Raw genomic sequence first — 22511 nt, forward strand, 5'->3', positions numbered from 1 at the left:
TCTTCAGACAAAGTTTCTTGGGATAATTTTGTTTTAAAAAGCAATCAGGACACTTTTTTGTTCTTGCGTGATTTTATGGATTATCATAACGATAGATTTCAGGATCATTCTTTAATGATTTATAAAAATGATAAGTTAATAGCTCTGTTACCAGCGAATAAAGTTAATGGTGAAGTATTTTCGCATCAAGGCTTAAGTTATGGTGGGTTTATAAATAACAAGAATTTAAAATCTGAGGACGGTATTCAAATTTTTAAGACTGTTTTAAAGTTTCTTAGTGAAAAGAAAATAGATAGTTTAATTATAAAAGAGTTGCCAGGGATTTATCTTCATAACGTCACAAATAATGCAATGTCCTATTTGTATTTTAAGGTCAACGCTGAGTTATTGAGAACAGATATGCATTCTGTTGTAGACCTAAATTTTAAATCCTACTCTAGTAGTAGAAAAGAAGGTCTTAAAAGAGGCCATAAGCATGGTTTAATTGTTAAGGAATCTAATAGCTTTGATTTATTTTGGAAAGAGCTATTAATCCCTAACCTAAAGTCTAAACATGGAGTACAACCCGTACATAGCTTAAAAGAAATTAACCTTTTGAAATCGAGATTTCCAGAAAATGTAAGACAATTCAATGTGTTTTACAATGATAAAATTGTAGGTGGGACTACAATTTTTGAAACCAGTAATGTAGCACATTGTCAGTATATATCGGGAAATACGAATAAAAACGAATTAGGAAGTTTAGATTTTCTTCATGCACATTTGTTAGATGTTACTTTTAAGGATAAGACTTATTGTAGTTTTGGAACCTCAAATATTGAAGCTGGTCAAAAAGTAAACAAAGGACTTCAATTTTGGAAAGAAGGTTTTGGGGCACGATCAATCACTCAGGGATTTTATAAGATTAAGACTGATAACTATAAACTATTAGATGGCATATTTGTATGATTAAGTTTTTAGACTTATATAAAATTAATAACCGATTTCGAAAGAAGTTAGAAACCGCTTTTTCTAAATCTTTAGATATTTCAAATTATATTTTAGGTTCAAATGTTTTAAAATTTGAAAATGAATTTGCCCAGTACTGTGGCACATCATATTGTTTAGGTACTGCCAATGGATTAGATGCGCTTACGTTAATTTTAAAGGGCTATGTTCAAACAGGAAAACTTAAAAAGGGAGACAAGGTTATTGTCCCAGCCAATACATTTATCGCAACGATTTTATCCGTATTACATGCGGAGCTTGAGCCTGTTTTAGTAGAACCTAATCCAGACACTTATAATCTTTCATTAAAGCATGTTAAGAAAGCACTAACTGTAAATGTGAAAGCGATAATTATGGTACATCTTTATGGGCAATTGGCTGATGTAGAACAACTAATACAATTGTCTAAAGACAATAATTTATTATTGATTGAGGATGCTGCTCAAGCTCATGGGGCTAAAGTAAAATACCAAAATTTAAGAGCTGGTAATATGGGTGATGCGGCAGCATTTAGTTTTTATCCGAGTAAAAATTTGGGGGCTCTTGGTGATGGTGGCGCAGTAACAACTAATGATTCAGAATTATTTGAAGCTATTTCTCTATTAAGAAATTATGGAAGTACAGAAAAGTACAAAAATGAGATTATTGGCTATAACAGTAGATTAGACGACCTACAAGCAGCTTTTTTAAGCATTAAGCTAAAGTATTTAGATACTGATAACGAAAAAAGAAGAGCTGTTGCTAAACAGTATTTAGAAGATATTTGCAACCCAAAACTAAAATTACCATTTTATGATGGCTTGCATAACCATGTGTTTTATGCTTTTGTTATAGAAGTAGAAGATAGATTAGACTTTATAAAATTTTTAGATAAGCATAATATAGAATGGTTAATTCATTATCCGATTGCTCCACACAAACAAAATGCTCTTCATCGTTTTTCTCACTTAAAATTGCCTATAACAGAACAAATTCAAGAAAGAATCATAAGTTTGCCTATCAGTCCAGTAATGACTGATCAACAAATAAAAACAGTTATTGAAGTTATAAATTCCTATTAATTGAGAAAATTTTTTCATTATATAAATAATGAGGTTTTAGTAAAAGCCGCTAATTTAAATACTGCTAATATTAGTATTAAGATTATTGCAGGTGTAATTATTTCAAAGTTTATTGCCATTTTTGTTGGGCCAGAAGGTATGGCCTTGATAGGTAATGTTAGAAATTTTTTGAGCACTATACAATCTATAGCTATTGCTGGTCTATATAATGGTGTTGTAAAGCTCATAGGAAGGTGTAAGAATAATATAGCTGAGCTGACTAGTACATTATCAACGGTATTTTATTTTGGGTTTTTCTCATCAATTCTGCTGGCATTTATATGTTATTATAATGCTGAATACATCAATAGTTTAATATTTCTAAACAATAACTATACTTATATTATAGAAACATTGGCCATAGTTTTGCCTTTCTATGCCTTAAACATGTTTGTGTTTTCGATAATGAATGGTTTTTCTAAGTTCAAAATTCTATTAATTATAAATATAATTAGCCAGATTTTAGGGCTTTTAGTTACCATAATTTTAATATGGCAAGAAAAAATAGATGGAGCCTTAATTGCTGTAGTAATAACACCAGCTTTAAATCTTTTAATTACTATAGTTGGTATTGCGTTTAGAAAAAATTTGATGTCGTATATAAAAATTACCAATATCAAATTTTCTGTACTCAGAAACCTTAGTCCTTTTATGATTATGGCTTTGGTATCATCAATCGCTTTACCGATCGTTTATATAATTATAAGAAACTATCTCATCTCTGAAATAGGAATAAAAGAAGCAGGTTACTGGACGGCTGTTACTCGTGTTTCGGATTATTATTTAATGTTTATTAATTCATTAATGGCATTGTATATTTTGCCGCGTTTTGCCGAAATAGATTCGCACAAGGAATTTAGAAAAGAAGTCTTTAGTTTCTATAAAACAGTATTACCAATATTTGCTGTTATTTTGGGTGTTATTTATTTAAGTAGGGGATTATTAGTAAACCTTTTATTTACAGAAGAGTTTAGACCAATTGAAAATTTATTTGGTTACCAAATTCTTGGTGATTTTATGCGTGTAATGTCCATGGTTATTGCATATAAGTTTTTAGCAAAGAAAATGTTTGCTCATTTTATAATTATTGAGATCTTTTTGTTTGTTATTATGTATATGTCTAGTATCTATTTAATAGATATCTTTGGGTTAAAAGGTGCTGTTATGGGGCACTGTTTAAGCTATTTTATGCACTTCTGCATAATATTACTAATCTTTGGAAGTTCTTTGTTTGGAGTGTTGAATGAAGAAGGAGTAGATGATTATTAAATAACTAAAAAGTGAAGCTGCCAAAATTTCTTAGTGGTAATACCGTCCTTAAAATCACATCTCTTAATGCTGTAGTTATTACCATTAGACTTATAGTATCTGTTTTTATACAACGTCTTTTGGCAATTACAGTTGGTGAAGCTGGTATTGCTAGTATTGGGCAAATTCGTAATGCAATGGTAATGCTCACCAGTACATCAACTTTGGGAATCTTTAGTGGTGTTGTAAAATATGTTGCAGAATACAAAGAAGACAAACCCGAATTAGCTAAACTTTTCTCTACAGCAGCGGTTTTTTTTATTCTTGGCTCTTTAATTTCTGCATTAGTTTTATTTTTTGGTTCTAGCTATTTCTCTAATTACCTTTTTAAATCAGACGATTTTGTTTATGCATTTAAGTTACTGGCAGTTATAGTGCCTTTTATTGCTTTAAATAGAGTAATTAATGGTGTGGTAAGTGGACTTTCGGACTATAAAAAATATGCTAAGATAGAATTGATAAGTTACCTCTTAGCTACAGTAGCGATTCTAGTAGGATTATACACATCAAACCTTGAAGGTGTTATTGTTGCTATTGCTGTTGCTCCGATTATACAGTTAGTTGTTCTATGGTTTGTGTTTGGGAAAACACTAAAAGCATATATAAATTTTAAAAATTTAAAACTAAACCTTAATTATAAGAATAAGCTTTTGGCTTTTACATTGATGTCCTTTGCATCTGCGTTTTTATTGAATTATATAGAAATTAATATTAGAACAACAGTGACCAATCAAATTAATGTTAATGAAGCTGGTTACTGGACAGCTATAACATTTATCTCTAAGAATTATATGGTATTTGCAACGGGATTATTTACATTATATGTCATCCCAAAATTTGCCAATATTCATGATAAGCACGAATTTAAAAATGAAGTTTTAAGTATCTACAAAACGATCTTACCAATTTTTGGATTAGGAATGCTCTTGGTATACTTACTTAGAAACCTGATTATTGATATTATTTACCCAAATTTTGTTGGAATGGAGCCATTGTTTAAGTGGCAATTATTAGGAGATTTTATACGACTTTGTGCTCTGGTGCTAGCACATCAGTTTTTAGCCAAACGGTTAGTGAAAAGCTTTGTAATTACTGAAGTCATTTCATTGGTGTTGTTCTTCGTTTTAACTAAAATATTTATACAGTATTATGGGACAGAAGGAGTTGTTATAGCACATCTGGTACGTTATATAATTTACTTCATTATTGTAGTTTTTGTTGTTAGAGCGTATTACAGTAATAAACCATCAAAAACTGTTTAAACTTTGTTGTGGCTTTTCCAGATATTTAAATAGTGTTTGGCAGACTGTATATAATGATGGTGTTCTTCTACAAATTGTCTGGCATTTTTCGATATTTCAATAATTTTACCAGGGTTTTTAATCAACCATTCTAATTTTTCAACAATACTTACTGCATCTGGTAAAGCATTAATAACAATAGTGTCTTCTTTGACATTATAATGTTTTAACCATTCTTTTTCTGCACCTGTGAAAACAACTTTGCCTTTTGCCATAGCTTCTAAAGCATTATAACCTTGGTCGTAAGCATAGATCTGATCTAATAAAATATGGGATAGGTTATAGGCTTTAATATATTCTGAATAGGGTAAATTTTTTACCGTTATAACTTTTATCTTATCCGAATATTTTTGCTTAATAATGTCTAAGGCTTTTTCAAAAATATCGTTTCCTTTTTTATAATAATTTTGAATATTGATACCATGAAAAATAATGATTTTGTCTGTAATTTTTAGTTCCTCAAAATTTAAGCTGTCGATATTTATTGGGTTTGGAATTAAGCCTAAATACTTTGGATGATTTTCTAAAGGCAAATGGTAGTCTATATCTGAAGCAATAACACCATTTATTTTATCATAAATATGATAGTGTAATGCTCTAAATTTGGGTTTTAGAAATTTTAGACCATAAGCATTGATATGAGTTTTATCCTTATTGTTTTTGTAAGGCGTAAGTATGGAGTATCTTAAATCTTTATCATTAGCATAATTAACACTAATGTAGTCTGTGCCACAAGATAAAAGATAAGCATTATTGTTTCGAGATGCGATGAAATCAAAAATTTGAGTTTCAACTTTAACAGTACAACCAAAAGGTGCCTCATTTATAAACTGTAAAACATCGTAACCACCAAGCTGTGAATGTAATTGCTGTATTTGTTGTTTTATATTAAAAGATTCGAGATCAAAACCTGTTAGTTTATAAAGCAGGTTTTTTATCTTTTTCTTTACCCCTTTTTGATATTTTTTTTCAATTAATAAATCGACATCATATTTCTTAAAGCCATCATAAGTTGCAACGATAGTAACATTATGATTGAGTTTTACCAAACCCTCTTTTAACGAGTTATGAAGTCTGCTATATTCACCAACCAATAAAATATTCATACTATATTTATGTTACTTTTTAAAAGGCGTGTGTAACGTCCCATTTATAATTAAGTTTAACGTTTGTATTACAAAGGGGATGTTTCATTTATATCGTTACATTTGTTTTCAAAAGTATATGATTTTTTTATTTAAAATTCGAAAACCAAATGAAAATTATAGACTAATAAAGTGGTTAAGAAGAAATATACTTGTAAATGATTAAGGCTGATACTAAAAAAATATGTATTGTAGTTTCGTCGCTTGGTGTTGGTGGAGCAGAAAGGTCTTCGGCAATATTATCCGAAATCCTTTTTGACTTAAATTTCGATGTACACATTGTTTCAGTTCAGGATAAAGTCGATTACCCATATAAAGGTAAGTTGTTTAATCTAGGCGAACTAAAAACAGAGCATAACTCAAAAATCAGCAGATTAAAGCGCTTAAAAATTTTTAAACGCTATCTCAAAGCTCAAAACTTTGATTATGTTATAGATAACAGAACACGAATAGGTTTACTAAAAGAATTAATTATTTCTAAATGGGTATACAAGCCTAATAAAACTATCTATTGCGTACGTAGTTATTATACAGATAATTATATAAATCCAAATAGATTTTTAAGTAGATTATTATATAATTCGGCTTATAAAATTGTATCTGTTTCTCATGCTATTTCTAAAAAATTAAGGCACAATTTTAAATTTAAGAATCTTGAGGTCATTCATAATCCTGTGGCAATAGATAATAAGGAATCTAAAATTGAAAATTCATCACACGATCATTATATTCTATTTTTTGGAAGACTAAATGATGAGATTAAAAACATTTCTCTTTTGCTTGAAGCATACTCAAAGTCAAAACTCCCAAAATGTGCTATAAAACTAAAAATATTAGGGAGTGGTGATGATAAACAACTATTAAAGGATAAAAGTAAAACTCTAGGTGTAGAAAATGAGGTAGAGTTTTTAGATTTTAAAGCAAATCCCTACACTTATGTAGAGGCAGCTTTTTTTACGGTTTTAACAAGCAGATATGAAGGATTTCCAAGAGCTATAGTAGAATCTCTTGCATTGGGAGTGCCTGTAGTTTCTGTAGATTGTAAATCTGGACCTAATGAAATTATTATCAATGAACAAAATGGACTTTTAGTTGAGAATCATAATGTAGATACTTTGTCGATTGCTATGAATAGAATGCTAGAGGATGAAGATTTATATTTACATTGCAAGTCTAATGCAAAAGACAGTATTGCCAAATTTTCTAAAACAACCATTGGTTTGCAATGGAAAGCCATATTAAAATAGACAATGTATACAATAAAAGACACAAACCTAATTAAAATACCTAAGGTGCATGACGAAAGAGGTGCTCTCGCTGTTATAGAAAAAGAAGTACTCCCTTTTGCTATAAAACGCGTCTATTATTTGTACGATGTACCAAGTGACAGTTTTAGAGGTGGGCATGCCCATAAGGAGCAAGAATCAGTAATTATTGCGTTAAGTGGAAGCTTTGAAGTTATTATAGACGATGGGTCATCTCGTAAGCGAATAATGCTTAATAAACCTACGCAAGGATTGTATATACCAACTCATATTTGGCGCGAAATTGATAACTTTTCTTCAGGAGCCGTTTGTTTGGTTTTAGCTTCAACTACTTATGATGAAACTGAGTATATAAGGGATTATAATGCTTTTTATCACCTAAAAGGCGAAATGTAAAGCTTCTTTTTTAAAAGAAAGAATTTTAATTTTTTTAAAAGCCTTAAGATATTTGCAGGTAAAATTAATAATAATCTTAATTTGTAGTTAAGATGTTTAGGATTGATTTCTTGCTTTACCTTTTTGTAGTTTTCATAATCATTTCTAAGTTTTGCTTCCATGGCAATCATAAATCTATTAACGTCCAGATGTGCCTTTAATGATGGATTTTGTTTTTCTTTATCCTTATGTTTATTTAACATCATCATTAGGTTAGGTATATCTTTGGTTAATGATAAATGATTATCCTTAGAGTGAATCATCTTATGAGCCGTAGGTTTTGAAGAAAAAGCCACTTTAAAATCGTTGGCAATTCGTATCCATAAATCATTGTCTTCTCCCCATCCGAGGTCTTCGTCAAAAATATACCCTTTGTCAATTATACGCTTAGGAATGGCTACAGCTGAGGTCCAAAGAATATTATCTATAGTACTTGTTCTAAAATAGTCTTTAACAATACCAAAAAAAGGCTCTTCGATATATTGAAACTTTGGTGTGGTGATATAACTTTCAAAAAAATGTTTTTTGTAACTGGTAGCATATATACCACAGCCCTGAAATGTGTCAATAAGCTGTTTCAATTCTAATAAGTGATTTTCTAACCAAATATCATCACCATCAGAAAGTGCAATATAATTACATTTTGCTTTATGTAAACCGTAGTTTCTTGCAGCAGATACGCCTTGATTTTTTGTTGGGTAAATAGAAATTCTATTGTCTTTAATACCATTGATAACTTTTAGACTATCGTCGCTACTACCATCATCGACAATGATAAGTTCAAAATCACTAAAGGATTGATTGAGAATGCTGGTAATCGTTTTTTCTACAAAATGAGATTTATTATATACTGTAACTACAACCGAAAAAAAAGGAGTCATTCTTTATTAAGACTTAGTGAACAAAGGTAGCCCAATTTATAAAATTGTAATAATTTGATCTTGGGATCTCCACTTAATAAGTTGCTCTTTATCGATTTTTCACTAAAATTAAATAGTAGTGCAATAATCTTTGTTAAGCCAAATGCCTTAAGTCTTTTAAAAAGATGTAATAGACTACTCTCTGTTTTGTTTTCAGAAAGATACATTTTAAACAATGTATTAACGGCTATTTTAGATTTATTTAAAAACTCAAGATTATTATCAAAGCCTTTGTGAATCACTGCATTATCAATATGTAAAATATTACTCTGATGTGATTTCAAAATAGAAGCGAATAATAAATCATTACCATATGCTCTGTTTTTAATTTCAAAGCTAGCTTTTAAAAAGATATCCTTTTTGATTAAAAAATTTGCAGAAACTAAGTGTTTAAATGGTTTTAGATTTCTCGATACGGCACTTACCTGTTCATACTTTAGTCCATATTTCCACCTTAGCATATATTCACTGTCTGGTGGTGTTTGATCATAGCTACAACCACCATAAATAGCATCATATTTATGTTTCAAATAATTTGAATAATTATTAATTAGATTATCATTTACCAGTTCTACGTCAGCATCTAAAAAAAGTAGCCAATCATATTTAGCTTTTTTTGCCAATAGTTTTCGTGTGAGAATGCTACCATTATTTTTACTTAAAATGAGATGAGTCGTGTTTTTTATAGAATTGCACGCTGTCTTATTATCATCTAAATATAACTGAGAACCATCTTCACAACATAAGATTTCATAATCAAAATCTAAATCTTTGGTGGCTATATCAAGAGAATTTAAGAGATTAAAAACCGTGTAATTATATATTGGTATTAGTATTGAAAGCATATGTTATACTTTGAAAACTTATTAACCTTTCCGCTGTACCACTTCAAAAACTTTATTTTCATCACATTTCAAAGTTTTACTTGGATATTTTAGAAGTAAAGCATAATCGTGAGTGGCCATTAAAATGGTGTTGCCATTTTTATTGATGTCTTGCAAAACTTCCATAACTTCAATACTGGTCTGTGGATCTAAATTACCTGTAGGCTCATCGGCTAAGATCAATTCTGGATCGTTTAGTAAAGCACGTGCTATAGCAATACGTTGTTGCTCTCCTCCAGAGAGTTCATGAGGGTATTTAAATCCTTTGGTTTTCATAGCAACTTTATCTAAAACGACTTCGATACGCTCTTTTATTTTGTCTTTATCCTTCCAGCCAGTTGCTTTAAGTACAAACTCTAGGTTACCATTAATAGTTCGATCTGGTAATAACTTAAAATCCTGAAAAACAATACCTAACTTTCTACGTAAAAAAGGGATATCCTTTTCCTTCATGGTTCTTAAATTAAAGTCTACAACTTGGCCTTCTCCTTCTGTTAATTCTAGATCGCCATAGAGAGTCTTCATAAAACTACTTTTACCACTTCCTGTTTTACCAATAAGATATACAAAATCGCCTTTTTTCATTTCAAAATCTACATTGGTAAGTACCATACTATCACCTTGGTATATGGTAGCATCTTTAAGTTGTAAGACCGTTTCGGACATATTTTTTAGTGATTTTTTTGGTATGTGTAAATGTATTGTTTAATATTTCAAAACCCAAATATTGGCATAGTAATTGGAAATATACTTTTATGAAATATGTATTCGCTTTCTTATTTGTATTTTTTGCTTTGGTATCTTCTGCCCAAAGTGAGTATCATGTATTTCCCATTGATGGAAAAGACAAACAGGGTTCGCCACATGGCGATGGCAGTGTTGATAAACCTTGGGATTTACAGACTGCATTATCACAACCTTCTAAACGTGTAAATGGTGATGATATTATTTGGTTACATCAAGGAACCTATAACGGTAGGTTTCAAAGTACCTTAGAATCCACTAATCTAAAATTTATTACAGTTAGTGCTTATAAAACTGACAAGGTCGTCCTTAATGGAAATATTAGAAATGAGTTAAAAGCTGTCTTAGAAGTAAAGGGTAACCAAGTAGTCTTTAAGAATTTTGAGGTAACCTTTTTAGGTGAATATTCTCGTAACGCGCAAGATGATAATTTTAAAGTATGTGCTGGGATTAATCATTTATCTGGTGTTTCAAAGTTTCAAAATTTAAAAATATATAATAATCCAGGTTTAGGTTTTGGTTCCTGGAAAAATACAGGAGGTTCCGTCATTGAAGAATGTATGATTTATTATAATGGAGTTTTGGGCAAAAAGCGAGGGTCGGGTGAAGGTATATATATTCAGAATAACAGTGAGGACCATAGAATTATTATAAATAACATCATTTATGGTAATTATTATAAAGGTATTGAAGTGTGGTCAGCTAGTTCTGGAAAAAAACAAGATTTTGTAAAAAATATTTCACTCGTTAACAATATTATTTTTAATAATGGTACACCCTCAGGAAGACATTGGGGAAATGTTATTGTGGCTACCAACGATAAAGAAGGTATAAATATCGCAAGAAATATTAAAGTTAAGGGAAATGTGCTTTACCATAATGTGGATTTAATTAATCATAAAAAACTAGGCAACGCCTCATCACTAGCTTTAGGTTTTATAAAACGTGCTCCCGTAAAAAATGTTGAAGTTGCAAATAATGTAATCATAGGGCAAAATAATGGTTTTAGTATTATGCATGCAGAGTCATTGATTTTTAAAAATAATATAGTGTATACAGGTTACATACATTTAGAGAAATCTACGCAATCATTTTTAAAACCTAAAGCTTTTAAAATGGAGGATAATATCTATTACACAAAAAAACCTAAAGCATTTAGAATTATAAAGAACAAAGATTATAACCTTTTAGGTTGGCAAACTATTTTCAATATTGATAAAACCAGCCAATGGAAGTGGCTTAAAGATTTTAAAATAGATCCCGTATTAAAAATTGTTGAATTAAAGACCGAAAAAGATCAATTTTATGTAGCGCTTTTGGATAAAGAAGCCAATGATGTTACAGTAGATTTTAGCGCATTTAATATTGAAGCTGGTGCAGCATACAAAATCTATGATATCGAAAATAGAAATGTGGTTGCTAAACCTGGTAAGATGCCTAAAAATATGAAAATATCATTTCCTATGGGATTAAAAGCATTCGAAAAGCCATTGCATAATAGCATAGCAGCAAAATCAGCAGACAATTTTGGAGTCTATAGAATTGTATTTGAGAAGCAGGAAAAGAAAAAAAGTTTTTTAGAGCGATTTTTTGGATGGTTGTTTTAATTTAAAATTAAAAACCATGATTGGGTACTAAAAATTAAAATATTAATAAGTCAGTTTATAATTATACAGAATTTCTACCGTTATAGATTTGGTATTGAATTATATTTGAATCATCAATAAATAATAATCAAAAAACGACACTAATGCTACATATAAAGAGACAACTCATCATCGTTTTCCTTGCCTTTTCGTTACTGGGTTTTGCACAAAAATCAGCAATTTATACTAGTGATTTAAAGGATTATCAGAAAGCATTAACCTTATACAATAACAAACAATACAAAGCTGCCCAATCTTTGTTTGACGATATTAAATACAATACAAACGATGCTGTTTTAAAGTCAGATTGCTCGTATTATATTGCTAATTGTGCTGTACGATTAAACCAGAAAAATGCAGACGATTTAATTACAGAATTTGTTGAAGAATACCCTACAAGTACTAAGCGCAATACAGCGTTTTTAGATGTTGCAGATTATTATTTTGAAAATTCTAAATACGCCTATGCACGTAAGTGGTATCAGAAAGTAGATGAGTTAAGTATTGCACGTTCAGAACGCGATAGGTTTAATTTTAATTATGGTTATTGTCTATATGCAACCAAGAGTAAAACGCAAGCTACAAAGTACCTCAACCGTGTTGTCAATTCTAAAGAATATGGTTCTCAGGCCAAATATTATATTGGTTATATGGCTTATGAAGGTGATGACTATGATACAGCAAATGAATATTTTGAGCAAGTCAGTGATAACGAAAAATATAAAGAGAAGCTATCGTATTATCAAGCCGATTTAAATTTTAAATTAGGTAAGTTTGAGAAGGCTATAGAATTAGCAAAAGAACAATTACCTAATTCTCGTGGTGTTGAAGAATCTGAGTTGTCTAAAATAATTGGAGAGAGCTATTTTAATCTTGAGCAATATGCAGAAGCTTTACCATACTTAAAAGTATATAAGGGTAAACAAGGTAAATGGAATAATACAGATTACTACCAATTAGGTTACACTTATTATAAACAAGATGATTTTGAAGCTGCTATTTCAGAATTTAATAAAATAATAGATGGCAATAACTCAGTAGCCCAAAATGCCTACTATCATTTAGGTGAAAGTTATATAAATTTAGATAAGAAACAAGAAGCATTAAACGTCTTTAGAAATGCTTCAGAAATGGATTACGATACCAAAATTCAAGAAGATGCCTGGTTAAACTATGCTAAGATCAGTTATGAAATTGGTAATCCTTATCAATCAGTACCACAAGTATTAGCTGGATATTTAGATAAATATCCCGAAACCAGTTATAAAGAAGAGATTGAAACTTTATTAATCGACTCTTATATTACTTCAAAAAATTATAAAGAAGCTTTAGAGCTTTTAAAAGGAAAAAATAGTTTTGAAAATAAAGTAGCCTATCAAAAAGTAGCATTTTTCAGAGGTATTGAACTCTATAATGAAACCAGATACAATGACGCTTTAGACTTGTTTAATAGCTCGTTAAAAGAACCTAGAGACCCAATCTTTGTAGCAAAAGCCACATTTTGGAAATCTGAGGCAGAATATAATTTAACGAACTATAATGATGCGTTGATAGGTTTTAAGCAATTTGCAGGAATGTCTGAAGCATCAAGTCTGCCAGAAAACGACAATCTCGATTATAATTTAGCATACACTTATTTTAAATTAAAAGACTATAATAATGCCTCTAAATATTTTCAAAAGTTTATAGATAAAAACCAAAGTGACCGACCACGAAGAAATGATGCTTATTTGAGATTAGCAGATGGTTACTTTGTGTCGAGTCAATACCAAAGTGCTATTAGTGCTTATGATAAGGCGATTCAAATTAATGAAATTGAGACTGATTATGCGTCATTTCAGAAGGCGATGAGTCATGGATATCTAGGGAAGAGCTCCACAAAAATCTCAGAGTTAAATACCTTTATAGCGGGTTATCCAAAGTCAGCCTTAAGAGATGATGCTATGTATGAGCTGGCTAACTCTTATGTAAAATCTGGTGATACAGATCAAGCCATGCAAATGTATGATCGTTTAAATTCTGAGTATAGACGTAGTGCATTTACATCAAAAGCTTTGTTGCGTCAAGGGTTAGTATATTATAATGGTAATGATAACGAACGTGCTTTATCAAAGTTTAAAAAAGTAGCGAAGGATTTTCCAGGTTCTGGCGAAGCGGTTCAAGCAGTTTCAACAGCGCGTTTGATCTACATTGATTTAGGTCGCGTTGATGAGTATGCACGATGGGTAAAATCTTTAGATTATGTCGAAGTAACAGATGTTGAGCTAGACAACACTATGTATTTAGCGGCAGAAAAGCCGTATTTAGATAATGATACAGATAAGGCTATTCGACAGTTTAACAAGTATCTCAGTCAATTTCCTAATGGTATACACGCTTTAAAATCACATTTTTACTTAGCACAATTGTACTACAAAAAGGATTTATTTGAAAATGCACAACCACATTATAAATATGTAGTTGAAGCATCTAAAAGTGAATATACGGAACAAGCCACGGTAAAACTGTGTGAGATATATTTAAATGCTTCAGATTGGTCACAAGCAATTCCTGTATTGAAAACACTTGAAACAGAAGCTGATTATCCTCAAAATGTATTGTATGCACAATCTAACTTGATGAATGCATATTACCAGACAGAAGATTATAATGCTGCAGAATCTTATGCTGAAAAAGTCTTGACAAATTCAAATCTTGATAATAAAGTGAAGAGCGATGCAAAAATCATCATTGCACGTTCGGCAATAAAAACCGGAAATGAAGACAAAGCAAAAGATGCCTATGCAGATGTAGAAAAAATTGCAACAGGAAGTGTTGCTGCAGAGGCACTATACTACAATGGTTATTTTAAAAATAAAGAAGGTAAGTACGAAGCATCTAATACAACCATTCAAAAGCTGGCTAAGGATTATAGTAGCTATAAGTATTACAGTGCAAAAGGTTTAGTTGTTATGGCAAAAAACTTCTATGCCCTAGGAGATGCATTTCAGGCCAACTATATTTTAGAAAGTGTAATTTCTAATTTCCCAGATTTTGATGATGTAGTAGAAGAAGCAACAGTAGAGCTCAATAAAATAAAAACCGAAGAAGCAAAAACAAATTCATCAATCGAAACTGACGACAACTAAAGAGAGTATAATGAGACTTTCTGGCTGCTTAATTAGTAGCCAAGTTGAAGTTAAATCAAAACATCAAATATGAAGATCAAGCTTTTAATTTTTATAATCACCATAACAAGTAGTTTGTCATTGACTTATGCACAAGAGCGAACCAAAGATACTATAGATGATCAGGTAGTCAATGTTGTAAAACCATATACGCCAACGATTTCAGATGCCTTTAAAATAAAAGATATGCCAAAGTTGAACGATTCTAACATGGTAAAGAAAAAACAGGTAAAGTATAATATATTTTCTATTCCTGTAGCATCTACATTTACACCTGCAAAAGGAAAAGCAGCAAATGTAGATAAGGCAAAACCTGTAAAATTATTTGACAATTACGCGTCACTTGGCGTAGGAACATACACTACAGTTTTAGGTGAAGTTTTTCTTAATCATGAGCTGAGTAGCACAGAAAATGTTGGAGGCTATTTTAGCCACCATTCTTCGCAAGGAGGTATTGATGATTTACTATTAGATGATAACTTTAGTAAAACCAGTTTAAACGCACATTATTCGCAAAAATTGAGAGATTTTTCGTGGAAAATTGATGGAGGCTTAGATTTAATGACCTATAATTGGTATGGTCTTCCTCAAAATTTCTTCGGTCAGACGGAGGCAGATATGATCGATCCAACGCATACTTTTAACAGTTTTCATCTCGGTGGAAAACTGAAATTCGATGATGCCATTATTAAAGATGGAAGTGTACGCTTTAGACGTTTTGGTGATAATGAGGATTCTGGCGAAAATAGGTTTATAGCAAAAGTTGGTTTTGATATACCTGTACAAGGAGAAGCCATTAGTACAGAATTATATATCGATTATATAGGCGGAAGCTTTGATATGAATTTCAATAATAATGATGAAATAAAATATGGTAATGTCACCTTTGGTTTATCACCATCATACCAATTAAAGCAAGACGATTTAACTGTCGATCTAGGATTACGACTAGTATATCTCAACGATACAGAACTTAGTGATAATAAGTTTTTTATTTACCCAAATATTGAAGCAACGTATCGCTTAGTTGACGAAATTTTGATTGCTTATGCTGGAATTAAAGGGGAACTTCAACAAAATTCGTATTACGATTTTGCTACAGAAAACCCATTTGTATCGCCAACCTTATTGATTGCTCCAACAGATCAACGCTATAATGGTTTTATTGGTCTAAAAGGTAAGTTATCTAATAATGTGAGTTATAATGTTAAAGGAAACTACTATGCAGAAGAAGGCAAAGCATTATTTAAAGCTAATGATGCGCAAACTTTTGCAACAGAAGATTATCAATATGGTAATTCATTTGGTGTGGTTTACGACGATATAACTACATTTTCAGTAGCTGGTGAACTAAATATAGATATTAATAGAAACTTTACACTAGGTTTTAAGGGTGAGTATTTTAATTATAATACTGATACTCAAGATGAAGCTTGGAACTTACCAGATGTCACAGGTTCTATATTTATGGACGTACAGATTTCGGAGAAATGGTATGCAGGTGCAAGTGCATTTTATGTAGGTGAACGTAAAGACCAGCAATTGCTGGTAGGTACTTTGGTAACTCCAGACCCAACACCAATAACACTAGATAGCTATTTTGATGCCAATGCACATTTAGGCTACAAAATCAATGACCAACTATCAGTATTTGCTAAAGTGAACAATATCTTAAATCAGGATTACCAACGTTATCTTAATTTTCCAGTTCAAGGAATACAAGCTTTGGCAGGAGCTACCTATCAGTTTGATTTCTAGTTTCCTTGAAAGTGAAAACCTCACGTAATGCCACCCAGAAATTATTTTGCGATATTATTATTAAATAACAAGCTATAGAAAGCGTTCTATTTCCAGAACGCTTTTTCTTATTTTTACGATATTCAAAAAACCATTCAAAATGAAATCGAAGCGACATCAACTTATGAGAAGCTCTAAAATTATTGTGCGTAATTCAATGCTGATAATTGTGATACTGTTTACTGTGTTTTCTTGCCAAAAAGAAAAACAACAGGCCGATTTAATGGTTACTAATGCTAATATCTATACTGTAGACAATGCTTTTAGTAAAGCAGAAGCCTTAGCTGTAAAAGATGGTAAGATTATAGCCGTTGGTACAACAAAGAACATTGAAGAGACTTACAGTTCTGTAGATACTATAAATGCAGATGGAAAAACACTTTTACCTGGTTTTATAGATGCACATTGTCATTTTTTAGGTTTAGGATATAACCAGCAAGCTGTTGATTTGGTTGGTACTAAAAGCTTTGAAGGTGTCGTTAAGCGGGTATTGGATTTTCAGAATAAACACCACAAAGATTTTATTTTAGGTCGTGGTTGGGATCAAAATGATTGGGAGGATAAATCGTTTCCAAATAAAACATTATTAGACAAACTCTATCCAAATACTCCTATTGCATTAACACGAATTGATGGTCATGCTATTTTGTGTAATCAAGCTGCTTTAGATTTGGGTGAAGTAACTATTAATAGTAAAGTTGATGGTGGTGAATTGATTACAGAAAATGGAAAGCTTACGGGAGTTTTAGTTGATAATGCTGAAGCTTTAGTAATGGATTATTGGCCAAAACCAAGCCGTAAAGATGAAGTTGATGCCTTATTAGAAGCGCAAAAAATATGCTTTGATTTAGGTTTAACAACTGTTGATGATGCAGGATTGAGTAAAACATCTATTGAAATTATCGATAGCCTTCACCAATCTGGAGACCTAAATATGCGTGTCTATGCTATGGTATCGTACACACCTGAGCACTTAGATTATTATTTAAATAAAGGTGTTATAAAAACCGAGAAGCTTAATGTTCGTTCGTTTAAGTTTTATGCCGATGGTGCTTTAGGCTCCAGAGGCGCTATGTTAAAAGAACCCTACAGTGACAAACCAGAGCATTTAGGGTTGTTACTTACCGATTTAGATACTTTTGAAAATGCAGCAACCCGTATTGCTAATTCAGAATATCAAATGAATACCCATGCCATTGGTGATTCTGCAAACCTAGCTGTGCTGCAAACCTATAACAAAGTATTGACAGGAAAACAAGATAGACGATGGCGCGTAGAGCATGCTCAGGTAGTATCTCAGAAAGATTTTGATCTATACAAAAATGTAATGCCATCCATTCAACCAACACATGCAACTAGCGATATGTATTGGGCTGAGGATAGAGTAGGTAGTGAGCGAATTAAAGGAGCATATGCCTATAAAAAACTGCTCGAGGCTTATGGAAAAGTTGCTTTAGGCACTGATTTTCCTGTTGAGCGCGTAAGTCCGTTTTTAACGTTTTATGCTGCTGTTGCAAGACAAGATTTAGAACAATACCCAAAGGGAGGTTTTCAAATGGAGAATGCTTTATCTAGAGAAGAAACCCTAAAAGGTATGACGATTTGGGCTGCCTATTCTAATTTTGAAGAGCACGAAAAGGGAAGTATTGAAACAGGTAAGTTTGCTGATTTTATAATCTTAGATAAAGATATTATGACGGTCGATGTTAGTGAGATTCCTACGATAAAAGTGTTGAAGACTGTTGTTGGTGGTGAGGTGCAGTAAGCAATAACTCAAAATATTCTCACTAAATAATCAAAATGTTTACCATCCATAATTTTATCGCATTGTAGGCCAACAGTTTTGCAAGCCATTTTTAAAGTTTCAAAATCGAGATATAACCACTTCATAGGTATTTCTTCTTCATCTTTATAACTGATGTAATAGTCGAGTTCGCCATAATATTGCAGTTGATTTTCAATTTCAGCTTCAAATTCATCAGCATACATATAAGAAATGTCAGAAGAGTCCATAAGGATTTGTCCATTGGGTTTTAAAAGGGATTTTAGATGCTTTAAATAAGTTGAAACCTGAGATAATTCCTGAAAAATTCCTGTACCATTCATAAGTAATAAAATGGTATCAAATGTTTGGGTTTCGTCTAATAAAGGCTTTAACTCAACATTTAATATACCACGATATTTTGCGACTTCAATAGCACCTTTAGAACTATCAATAGCTTTTACTTTATAGCCTTTGTTTTGTAGCCAAAGTGAATGCGAACCAGCACCACAACCAACATCGAGAATATGACCTTTACAAATTTGCAAAGCTTTTTTTTCTAACTCTGGCATTTTAGAAAAATCCCTGAATAAATATGGAAGTGGTAAAATATCTTTATCGGAGATATTAGTCCAGGTAATAATATCTTCAGAATAATTTCTGTTTTGATAATCTAATAAAGCCTTTCCGAAGATATCTTTCATGTTCTATAATTTCTGAGGCATTAAAACCTCATTATTAAACTTAAGAGGTTAAATTAAACTTAGATGGTTTTGGTTTTTTAGTGTTTAAAAATTCTTTTTTGTCTGTTAATTTTAAGATGCTTCGTTTCGCTCTAAAAGACAAGTTGTTTATTTTTACATTATGCAAGACCAAATCAATAATTTGCATAAGCTGGCCAAAGATAAGCATAAGGAAAACAAAACCTTTTTTACTAAGCTTAAAAAGAAGCCTCCTAAGCAGTTAGATTATATTATGCAAGAGTTGCACGATGAAGAATTTCAACGTACTGACTGTTTAGAGTGTGCAAACTGTTGTAAAACTACAGGACCGCTTTTTACAGATAAAGACATAAGTCGTATTGCAAAATTTTTTAGAATGAAGGAGCAGCAATTTATAGAAATATATCTTCGTTTAGATGAGGAGGAGGATTATGTTTTACAGTCCGTTCCATGTACATTTTTAGGCTCAGATAATTATTGCTCTATCTATGAGGTAAGACCAAAAGCATGTAGAGAGTTTCCACATACAGATAGAAAGAAGTTTCAGCAAATTTCTAATCTTACATTGAAAAATGTAGCAATTTGTCCAGCAGCTTATAATATTGTAGAGGCCATGAAAAAGCGAATTAAGGTTTAATAGTTTAGCTTCGGAATAATTTTTGATACAAATCAGAATAAAAAATATAAAATGAAAAACCTTCTAATAAAATCGGTATTTATTCTTTTTGCTTTTAATTTATCTTTTTCTCAGGCTTGGATGACAGATTTAGGCATTGCTCAAAAACTAGCAATGGTAGAGAACAAAATGGTATTGATGGTTTGGGAAGGTACTACAGAATATATGTATCCGGTTTTTGTTAATGACGATAAAGGAAGAACAATATTTATTGAGAATTTATTTACTGACGAATATATTAGTCCATTAATTTGGAAACACTTTGTGCCTGTTATTGTTAGTGAAGATAAATATGGTGAAATGTTTTATGAAATTAAGGGAAAGCGGAGCCAAAAATACATTGATAAGTTTAATGATAATTCCATAAAGATTATGGATATTAATGGTAATATATTAAACGCATCTGATGTTTATTTAGAAGATCTCGAAAACATTACTAAGATTATTCAAAAATATGGTTTAAATACAGAGTTTATTGCTCCGGAGCTAAAAGAATACCATAACGAAAAGACTTTTTTTTCTGCATACTACTTGGCATCAAAGTATATGGATTATACGATGTATCTTAATAAATACCAAAGAAAAGATCTTATCAATCTATCTTCAATTTATTTAAAAGAAGCACGATTGTTAGTGGCAAAAGAATCTACAGAAGACCAAACCGTATTGCAACAACGTTGTGATTTACTAGAGATACAAAAATTGTTATTTTTAAAGCAGCCAAAACGCGTTCTTAGATTTTTAAGAAAAATGGATGCCCAAGACATAAATAATACAAATACCACATTTGTAGCATTCTTATATTATACAGCACATATGAGTTTAGGAGATAATGATAAAGCTGAAGTATGGAAATCTAAAATTTCTTCTGTAGATTTGAAAAAAGCACAGAAACTTATTAATCTTAATTCTTGACGTGTTGGAAAGCTTTATAAACTATTTTGAAACTATTCCTCCTGAGCACAGAAGTTTCATTCTTGTAGGCGGACTGGCATTGTTTTGGATTATTGAAAGTGGTTTGCCTTTATTTAAGTTTAAGTATAATAAATGGCAACACGCTTTACCTAATCTTTTCTTTACACTAACTACAGTGATTATCAATTTTGCATTAGCCTCTTTATTGTACAAAACTTCTAAATGGGTCGATGCTAGTAATTTTGGTGTCTTAAACTGGTTGCCAGATATGCCATTGTGGTTATATGCTTTGTTAGGAGTATTGCTTCTGGATTTTTTTGGAGCTTATTTAGCACACCTTGTTGAGCATAAGGTAAAACCACTTTGGATGGTGCATTTAGTTCACCATACAGATCATAGTGTTGATACGACTACAGCTAATAGACATCATCCTCTCGAAAGTTTAATACGGTTTTTCTTTACACTTTTTGGTGTTTTTATAGTAGGTGCTCCAATTGCCCTAGTGTTTTTGTATCAATCGTTATCTTTAGTCTTTTCACAGTTTACACATGCTAATCTTAAAATGCCTAGACGTTTAGACAAAGCTTTAAGCTATATCATTGTATCTCCAGACATGCATAAGATTCATCATCATTATAGATTGCCATATACGGATTCTAATTATGGTAATATATTTAGTGTTTGGGATCATCTCTTTGGGACATACATGTATATGGAGCGCGAAAAATTAGTCTATGGAGTAGATGTGTTTCCAGACGAGCAAAAGAACAGTCATATTGGTGAATTGTTGAAGCAACCATTTCAGAAATACGAAAAGCCTACACTTTCAGCAGATGTTGAAAAATAGCTTTCCTTTCTAATAAGCTTATTGATGAGTTGCGATTTAGAAAAACAAATTGATGTTCAGGGTCATAGAGGTTGCAGAGGATTGTTGCCCGAGAATAGCTTACCAGCTTTTGAAAAAGCCATTGATATAGGAGTCAATACGCTTGAGTTAGACATTGCCATTACAAAAGATAATGAAGTGGTCGTCTCTCATGAGCCTTTTATGAGTCGTACAATATGCTATAATACTGAAGGAAATGAAATTCCTGAGTCAATGGATATGAAACATAATCTCTATAAAATGACACATCATGAGATTAAACAATTTGATTGTGGGTCTAAATTTCACCCTTCATATCCTAATCAGAAAAAACTACATACATATAAGCCACTTCTGTCTGAAGTGTTTCAATTAGCTATTGCTAAAAATTCAGACGTACGTTTTAATATAGAAATTAAATCGAAACTAAACTATTATGGGGTTTATACGCCTTACCCTAAAGATTATGTGAAAATAGTTTTAGATGAGGTCATTGAAAATAGCATGTTTAATCGTGTTAATCTTCAATCTTTTGATTTAAAAATTCTCGAAGAAATTAAAAAGCAATCTTCGGAAATGAAGGTCGCTTTATTGGTTGATGAGGATGAAGTTATTGAAACAAAATTAAAAAAACTCTCGTACAAATCCGAAATTATTAGCCCATATTTTAAATTATTGAATGCTGAGAATATTGCCAAATTTCATTCCGATGGTTTTGTTGTAATACCATGGACTATTAACAAAATAGAGGACATAAAACAAATGATAAAATTAAAGGTTGATGGAATTATAACTGATTATCCTAATATTTTAGTTGACTTACTTTGATGTTTGACTTGTCCTTAACGTATTTATAAAATAAGGTCGTTCTT

19 protein-coding genes are annotated in these 22511 nt (G+C 31.3%); 14 read left to right on the top strand and 5 right to left on the bottom strand.

Annotated features, from left to right (window positions below; genetic code table 11):
- The first annotated feature begins 75 nt into the window (after positions 1-75).
- The 4 genes from Q0912_RS02855 to Q0912_RS02870 are packed head-to-tail and all read left to right on the top strand — an operon-like array spanning position 76 to position 4657.
- Positions 76-948 (top strand): GNAT family N-acetyltransferase, encoded by an 873-nt coding sequence (locus Q0912_RS02855; protein ID WP_299111797.1) that lies wholly within the window; start codon positions 76-78, stop codon positions 946-948.
- The gene (locus Q0912_RS02860; protein ID WP_299111800.1) at positions 945-2048 is read left to right on the top strand and encodes a DegT/DnrJ/EryC1/StrS family aminotransferase; all 1104 of its coding nucleotides are present in this window, start codon (positions 945-947) and stop codon (positions 2046-2048) included. The genes Q0912_RS02855 and Q0912_RS02860 overlap by 4 nt, the downstream gene beginning before the upstream one ends.
- The gene (locus tag Q0912_RS02865) at positions 2049-3356 is read left to right on the top strand and encodes an O-antigen translocase (protein WP_299111803.1); all 1308 of its coding nucleotides are present in this window, start codon (positions 2049-2051) and stop codon (positions 3354-3356) included.
- 11 nt (positions 3357-3367) lie between these two features.
- Complete coding sequence (locus Q0912_RS02870; RefSeq protein ID WP_299111806.1) at positions 3368-4657, top strand: O-antigen translocase; 1290 nt, start codon at positions 3368-3370, stop codon at positions 4655-4657.
- Here the strand turns inward: Q0912_RS02870 and Q0912_RS02875 are convergent.
- Entirely contained in the window at positions 4654-5802 is a 1149-nt protein-coding gene (locus tag Q0912_RS02875; protein ID WP_299111809.1) for a glycosyltransferase, read from the bottom strand. The two genes, Q0912_RS02870 and Q0912_RS02875, sit on opposite strands and share 4 nt — an antisense overlap.
- Positions 5803-5999: 197 nt before the next feature.
- Here Q0912_RS02875 and Q0912_RS02880 point away from each other — a divergent pair, with 197 nt between their 5' ends.
- The gene (locus Q0912_RS02880; RefSeq protein ID WP_299111812.1) at positions 6000-7088 is read left to right on the top strand and encodes a glycosyltransferase; all 1089 of its coding nucleotides are present in this window, start codon (positions 6000-6002) and stop codon (positions 7086-7088) included.
- A gap of 3 nt (positions 7089-7091) precedes the next feature.
- On the top strand, positions 7092-7502 hold the full coding sequence (locus Q0912_RS02885; RefSeq protein WP_299111814.1) for an FdtA/QdtA family cupin domain-containing protein: 411 nt from the start codon (positions 7092-7094) through the stop codon (positions 7500-7502).
- Here the strand turns inward: Q0912_RS02885 and Q0912_RS02890 are convergent.
- Genes Q0912_RS02890 through Q0912_RS02900 form a run of 3 tightly spaced genes read right to left on the bottom strand, consistent with a single transcriptional unit; the run spans position 7481 to position 10011 of the window.
- A complete protein-coding gene (locus tag Q0912_RS02890) occupies positions 7481-8422 on the bottom strand; it encodes a glycosyltransferase family A protein (protein WP_299111816.1) in 942 nt (313 codons plus the stop codon). The two genes, Q0912_RS02885 and Q0912_RS02890, sit on opposite strands and share 22 nt — an antisense overlap.
- The gene (locus Q0912_RS02895) at positions 8419-9306 is read right to left on the bottom strand and encodes a glycosyltransferase family 2 protein (protein WP_299111818.1); all 888 of its coding nucleotides are present in this window, start codon (positions 9304-9306) and stop codon (positions 8419-8421) included. The genes Q0912_RS02890 and Q0912_RS02895 overlap by 4 nt, the downstream gene beginning before the upstream one ends.
- A gap of 21 nt (positions 9307-9327) precedes the next feature.
- The gene (locus tag Q0912_RS02900) at positions 9328-10011 is read right to left on the bottom strand and encodes an ATP-binding cassette domain-containing protein (RefSeq protein ID WP_299111820.1); all 684 of its coding nucleotides are present in this window, start codon (positions 10009-10011) and stop codon (positions 9328-9330) included.
- A gap of 89 nt (positions 10012-10100) precedes the next feature.
- Here Q0912_RS02900 and Q0912_RS02905 point away from each other — a divergent pair, with 89 nt between their 5' ends.
- From Q0912_RS02905 to Q0912_RS02920, 4 genes are all read left to right on the top strand, one after another.
- The gene (locus tag Q0912_RS02905) at positions 10101-11696 is read left to right on the top strand and encodes a hypothetical protein (RefSeq protein ID WP_299111822.1); all 1596 of its coding nucleotides are present in this window, start codon (positions 10101-10103) and stop codon (positions 11694-11696) included.
- Between the two features lie 143 nt (positions 11697-11839).
- Positions 11840-14863 carry a tetratricopeptide repeat protein gene (locus Q0912_RS02910; RefSeq protein ID WP_299111824.1) on the top strand — a complete coding sequence of 1008 codons (3024 nt, stop codon included), beginning with the start codon at positions 11840-11842 and terminating at the stop codon, positions 14861-14863.
- A 69-nt stretch (positions 14864-14932) separates the two neighbouring features.
- The gene (locus tag Q0912_RS02915) at positions 14933-16660 is read left to right on the top strand and encodes a TonB-dependent receptor (protein WP_299111826.1); all 1728 of its coding nucleotides are present in this window, start codon (positions 14933-14935) and stop codon (positions 16658-16660) included.
- A gap of 196 nt (positions 16661-16856) precedes the next feature.
- Positions 16857-18464 (top strand): amidohydrolase, encoded by a 1608-nt coding sequence (locus Q0912_RS02920; RefSeq protein ID WP_299111903.1) that lies wholly within the window; start codon positions 16857-16859, stop codon positions 18462-18464.
- Between the two features lie 8 nt (positions 18465-18472).
- Here the strand turns inward: Q0912_RS02920 and Q0912_RS02925 are convergent, their stop codons facing one another.
- A complete protein-coding gene (locus Q0912_RS02925; protein ID WP_299111828.1) occupies positions 18473-19165 on the bottom strand; it encodes a class I SAM-dependent methyltransferase in 693 nt (230 codons plus the stop codon).
- Positions 19166-19325: 160 nt separating this feature from the next.
- On the opposite strand from Q0912_RS02925, the gene Q0912_RS02930 reads away from it, so the two are divergent.
- Genes Q0912_RS02930 through Q0912_RS02945 form a run of 4 tightly spaced genes read left to right on the top strand, consistent with a single transcriptional unit; the run spans position 19326 to position 22467 of the window.
- Positions 19326-19820, top strand: coding sequence for a YkgJ family cysteine cluster protein (locus Q0912_RS02930; protein WP_299111830.1), 495 nt, complete (start codon positions 19326-19328; stop codon positions 19818-19820).
- Between the two features lie 51 nt (positions 19821-19871).
- Positions 19872-20774, top strand: a complete 903-nt coding sequence (locus tag Q0912_RS02935; RefSeq protein ID WP_299111832.1) for a hypothetical protein — start codon at positions 19872-19874, stop codon at positions 20772-20774.
- A gap of 4 nt (positions 20775-20778) precedes the next feature.
- Positions 20779-21621, top strand: a complete 843-nt coding sequence (locus Q0912_RS02940) for a sterol desaturase family protein (protein WP_299111834.1) — start codon at positions 20779-20781, stop codon at positions 21619-21621.
- A gap of 24 nt (positions 21622-21645) precedes the next feature.
- Positions 21646-22467 carry a glycerophosphodiester phosphodiesterase family protein gene (locus Q0912_RS02945; RefSeq protein WP_299111836.1) on the top strand — a complete coding sequence of 274 codons (822 nt, stop codon included), beginning with the start codon at positions 21646-21648 and terminating at the stop codon, positions 22465-22467.
- Positions 22468-22511 lie beyond the last annotated feature (44 nt).

This window comes from uncultured Winogradskyella sp., assembly GCF_947498345.1.
Taxonomy (GTDB): Bacteria; Bacteroidota; Bacteroidia; order Flavobacteriales; family Flavobacteriaceae; genus Winogradskyella.

What these genes read in the sequence shown, in the direction of transcription:
- Q0912_RS02855 (WP_299111797.1), top strand. Translation starts at nt 76, where the DNA reads ATGGATTATCATAACGATAGATTTCAGGATCATTCTTTAATGATTTAT.
- Q0912_RS02860 (WP_299111800.1), top strand. Translation starts at nt 945, where the DNA reads ATGATTAAGTTTTTAGACTTATATAAAATTAATAACCGATTTCGAAAG.
- Q0912_RS02875 (WP_299111809.1), bottom strand. Translation starts at nt 5,802, where the DNA reads ATGAATATTTTATTGGTTGGTGAATATAGCAGACTTCATAACTCGTTA.
- Q0912_RS02880 (WP_299111812.1), top strand. Translation starts at nt 6,000, where the DNA reads ATGATTAAGGCTGATACTAAAAAAATATGTATTGTAGTTTCGTCGCTT.
- Q0912_RS02885 (WP_299111814.1), top strand. Translation starts at nt 7,092, where the DNA reads ATGTATACAATAAAAGACACAAACCTAATTAAAATACCTAAGGTGCAT.
- Q0912_RS02890 (WP_299111816.1), bottom strand. Translation starts at nt 8,422, where the DNA reads ATGACTCCTTTTTTTTCGGTTGTAGTTACAGTATATAATAAATCTCAT.
- Q0912_RS02895 (WP_299111818.1), bottom strand. Translation starts at nt 9,306, where the DNA reads ATGCTTTCAATACTAATACCAATATATAATTACACGGTTTTTAATCTC.
- Q0912_RS02900 (WP_299111820.1), bottom strand. Translation starts at nt 10,011, where the DNA reads ATGTCCGAAACGGTCTTACAACTTAAAGATGCTACCATATACCAAGGT.
- Q0912_RS02905 (WP_299111822.1), top strand. Translation starts at nt 10,101, where the DNA reads ATGAAATATGTATTCGCTTTCTTATTTGTATTTTTTGCTTTGGTATCT.
- Q0912_RS02910 (WP_299111824.1), top strand. Translation starts at nt 11,840, where the DNA reads ATGCTACATATAAAGAGACAACTCATCATCGTTTTCCTTGCCTTTTCG.
- Q0912_RS02915 (WP_299111826.1), top strand. Translation starts at nt 14,933, where the DNA reads ATGAAGATCAAGCTTTTAATTTTTATAATCACCATAACAAGTAGTTTG.
- Q0912_RS02920 (WP_299111903.1), top strand. Translation starts at nt 16,857, where the DNA reads ATGCTGATAATTGTGATACTGTTTACTGTGTTTTCTTGCCAAAAAGAA.
- Q0912_RS02925 (WP_299111828.1), bottom strand. Translation starts at nt 19,165, where the DNA reads ATGAAAGATATCTTCGGAAAGGCTTTATTAGATTATCAAAACAGAAAT.
- Q0912_RS02930 (WP_299111830.1), top strand. Translation starts at nt 19,326, where the DNA reads ATGCAAGACCAAATCAATAATTTGCATAAGCTGGCCAAAGATAAGCAT.
- Q0912_RS02935 (WP_299111832.1), top strand. Translation starts at nt 19,872, where the DNA reads ATGAAAAACCTTCTAATAAAATCGGTATTTATTCTTTTTGCTTTTAAT.
- Q0912_RS02945 (WP_299111836.1), top strand. Translation starts at nt 21,646, where the DNA reads ATGAGTTGCGATTTAGAAAAACAAATTGATGTTCAGGGTCATAGAGGT.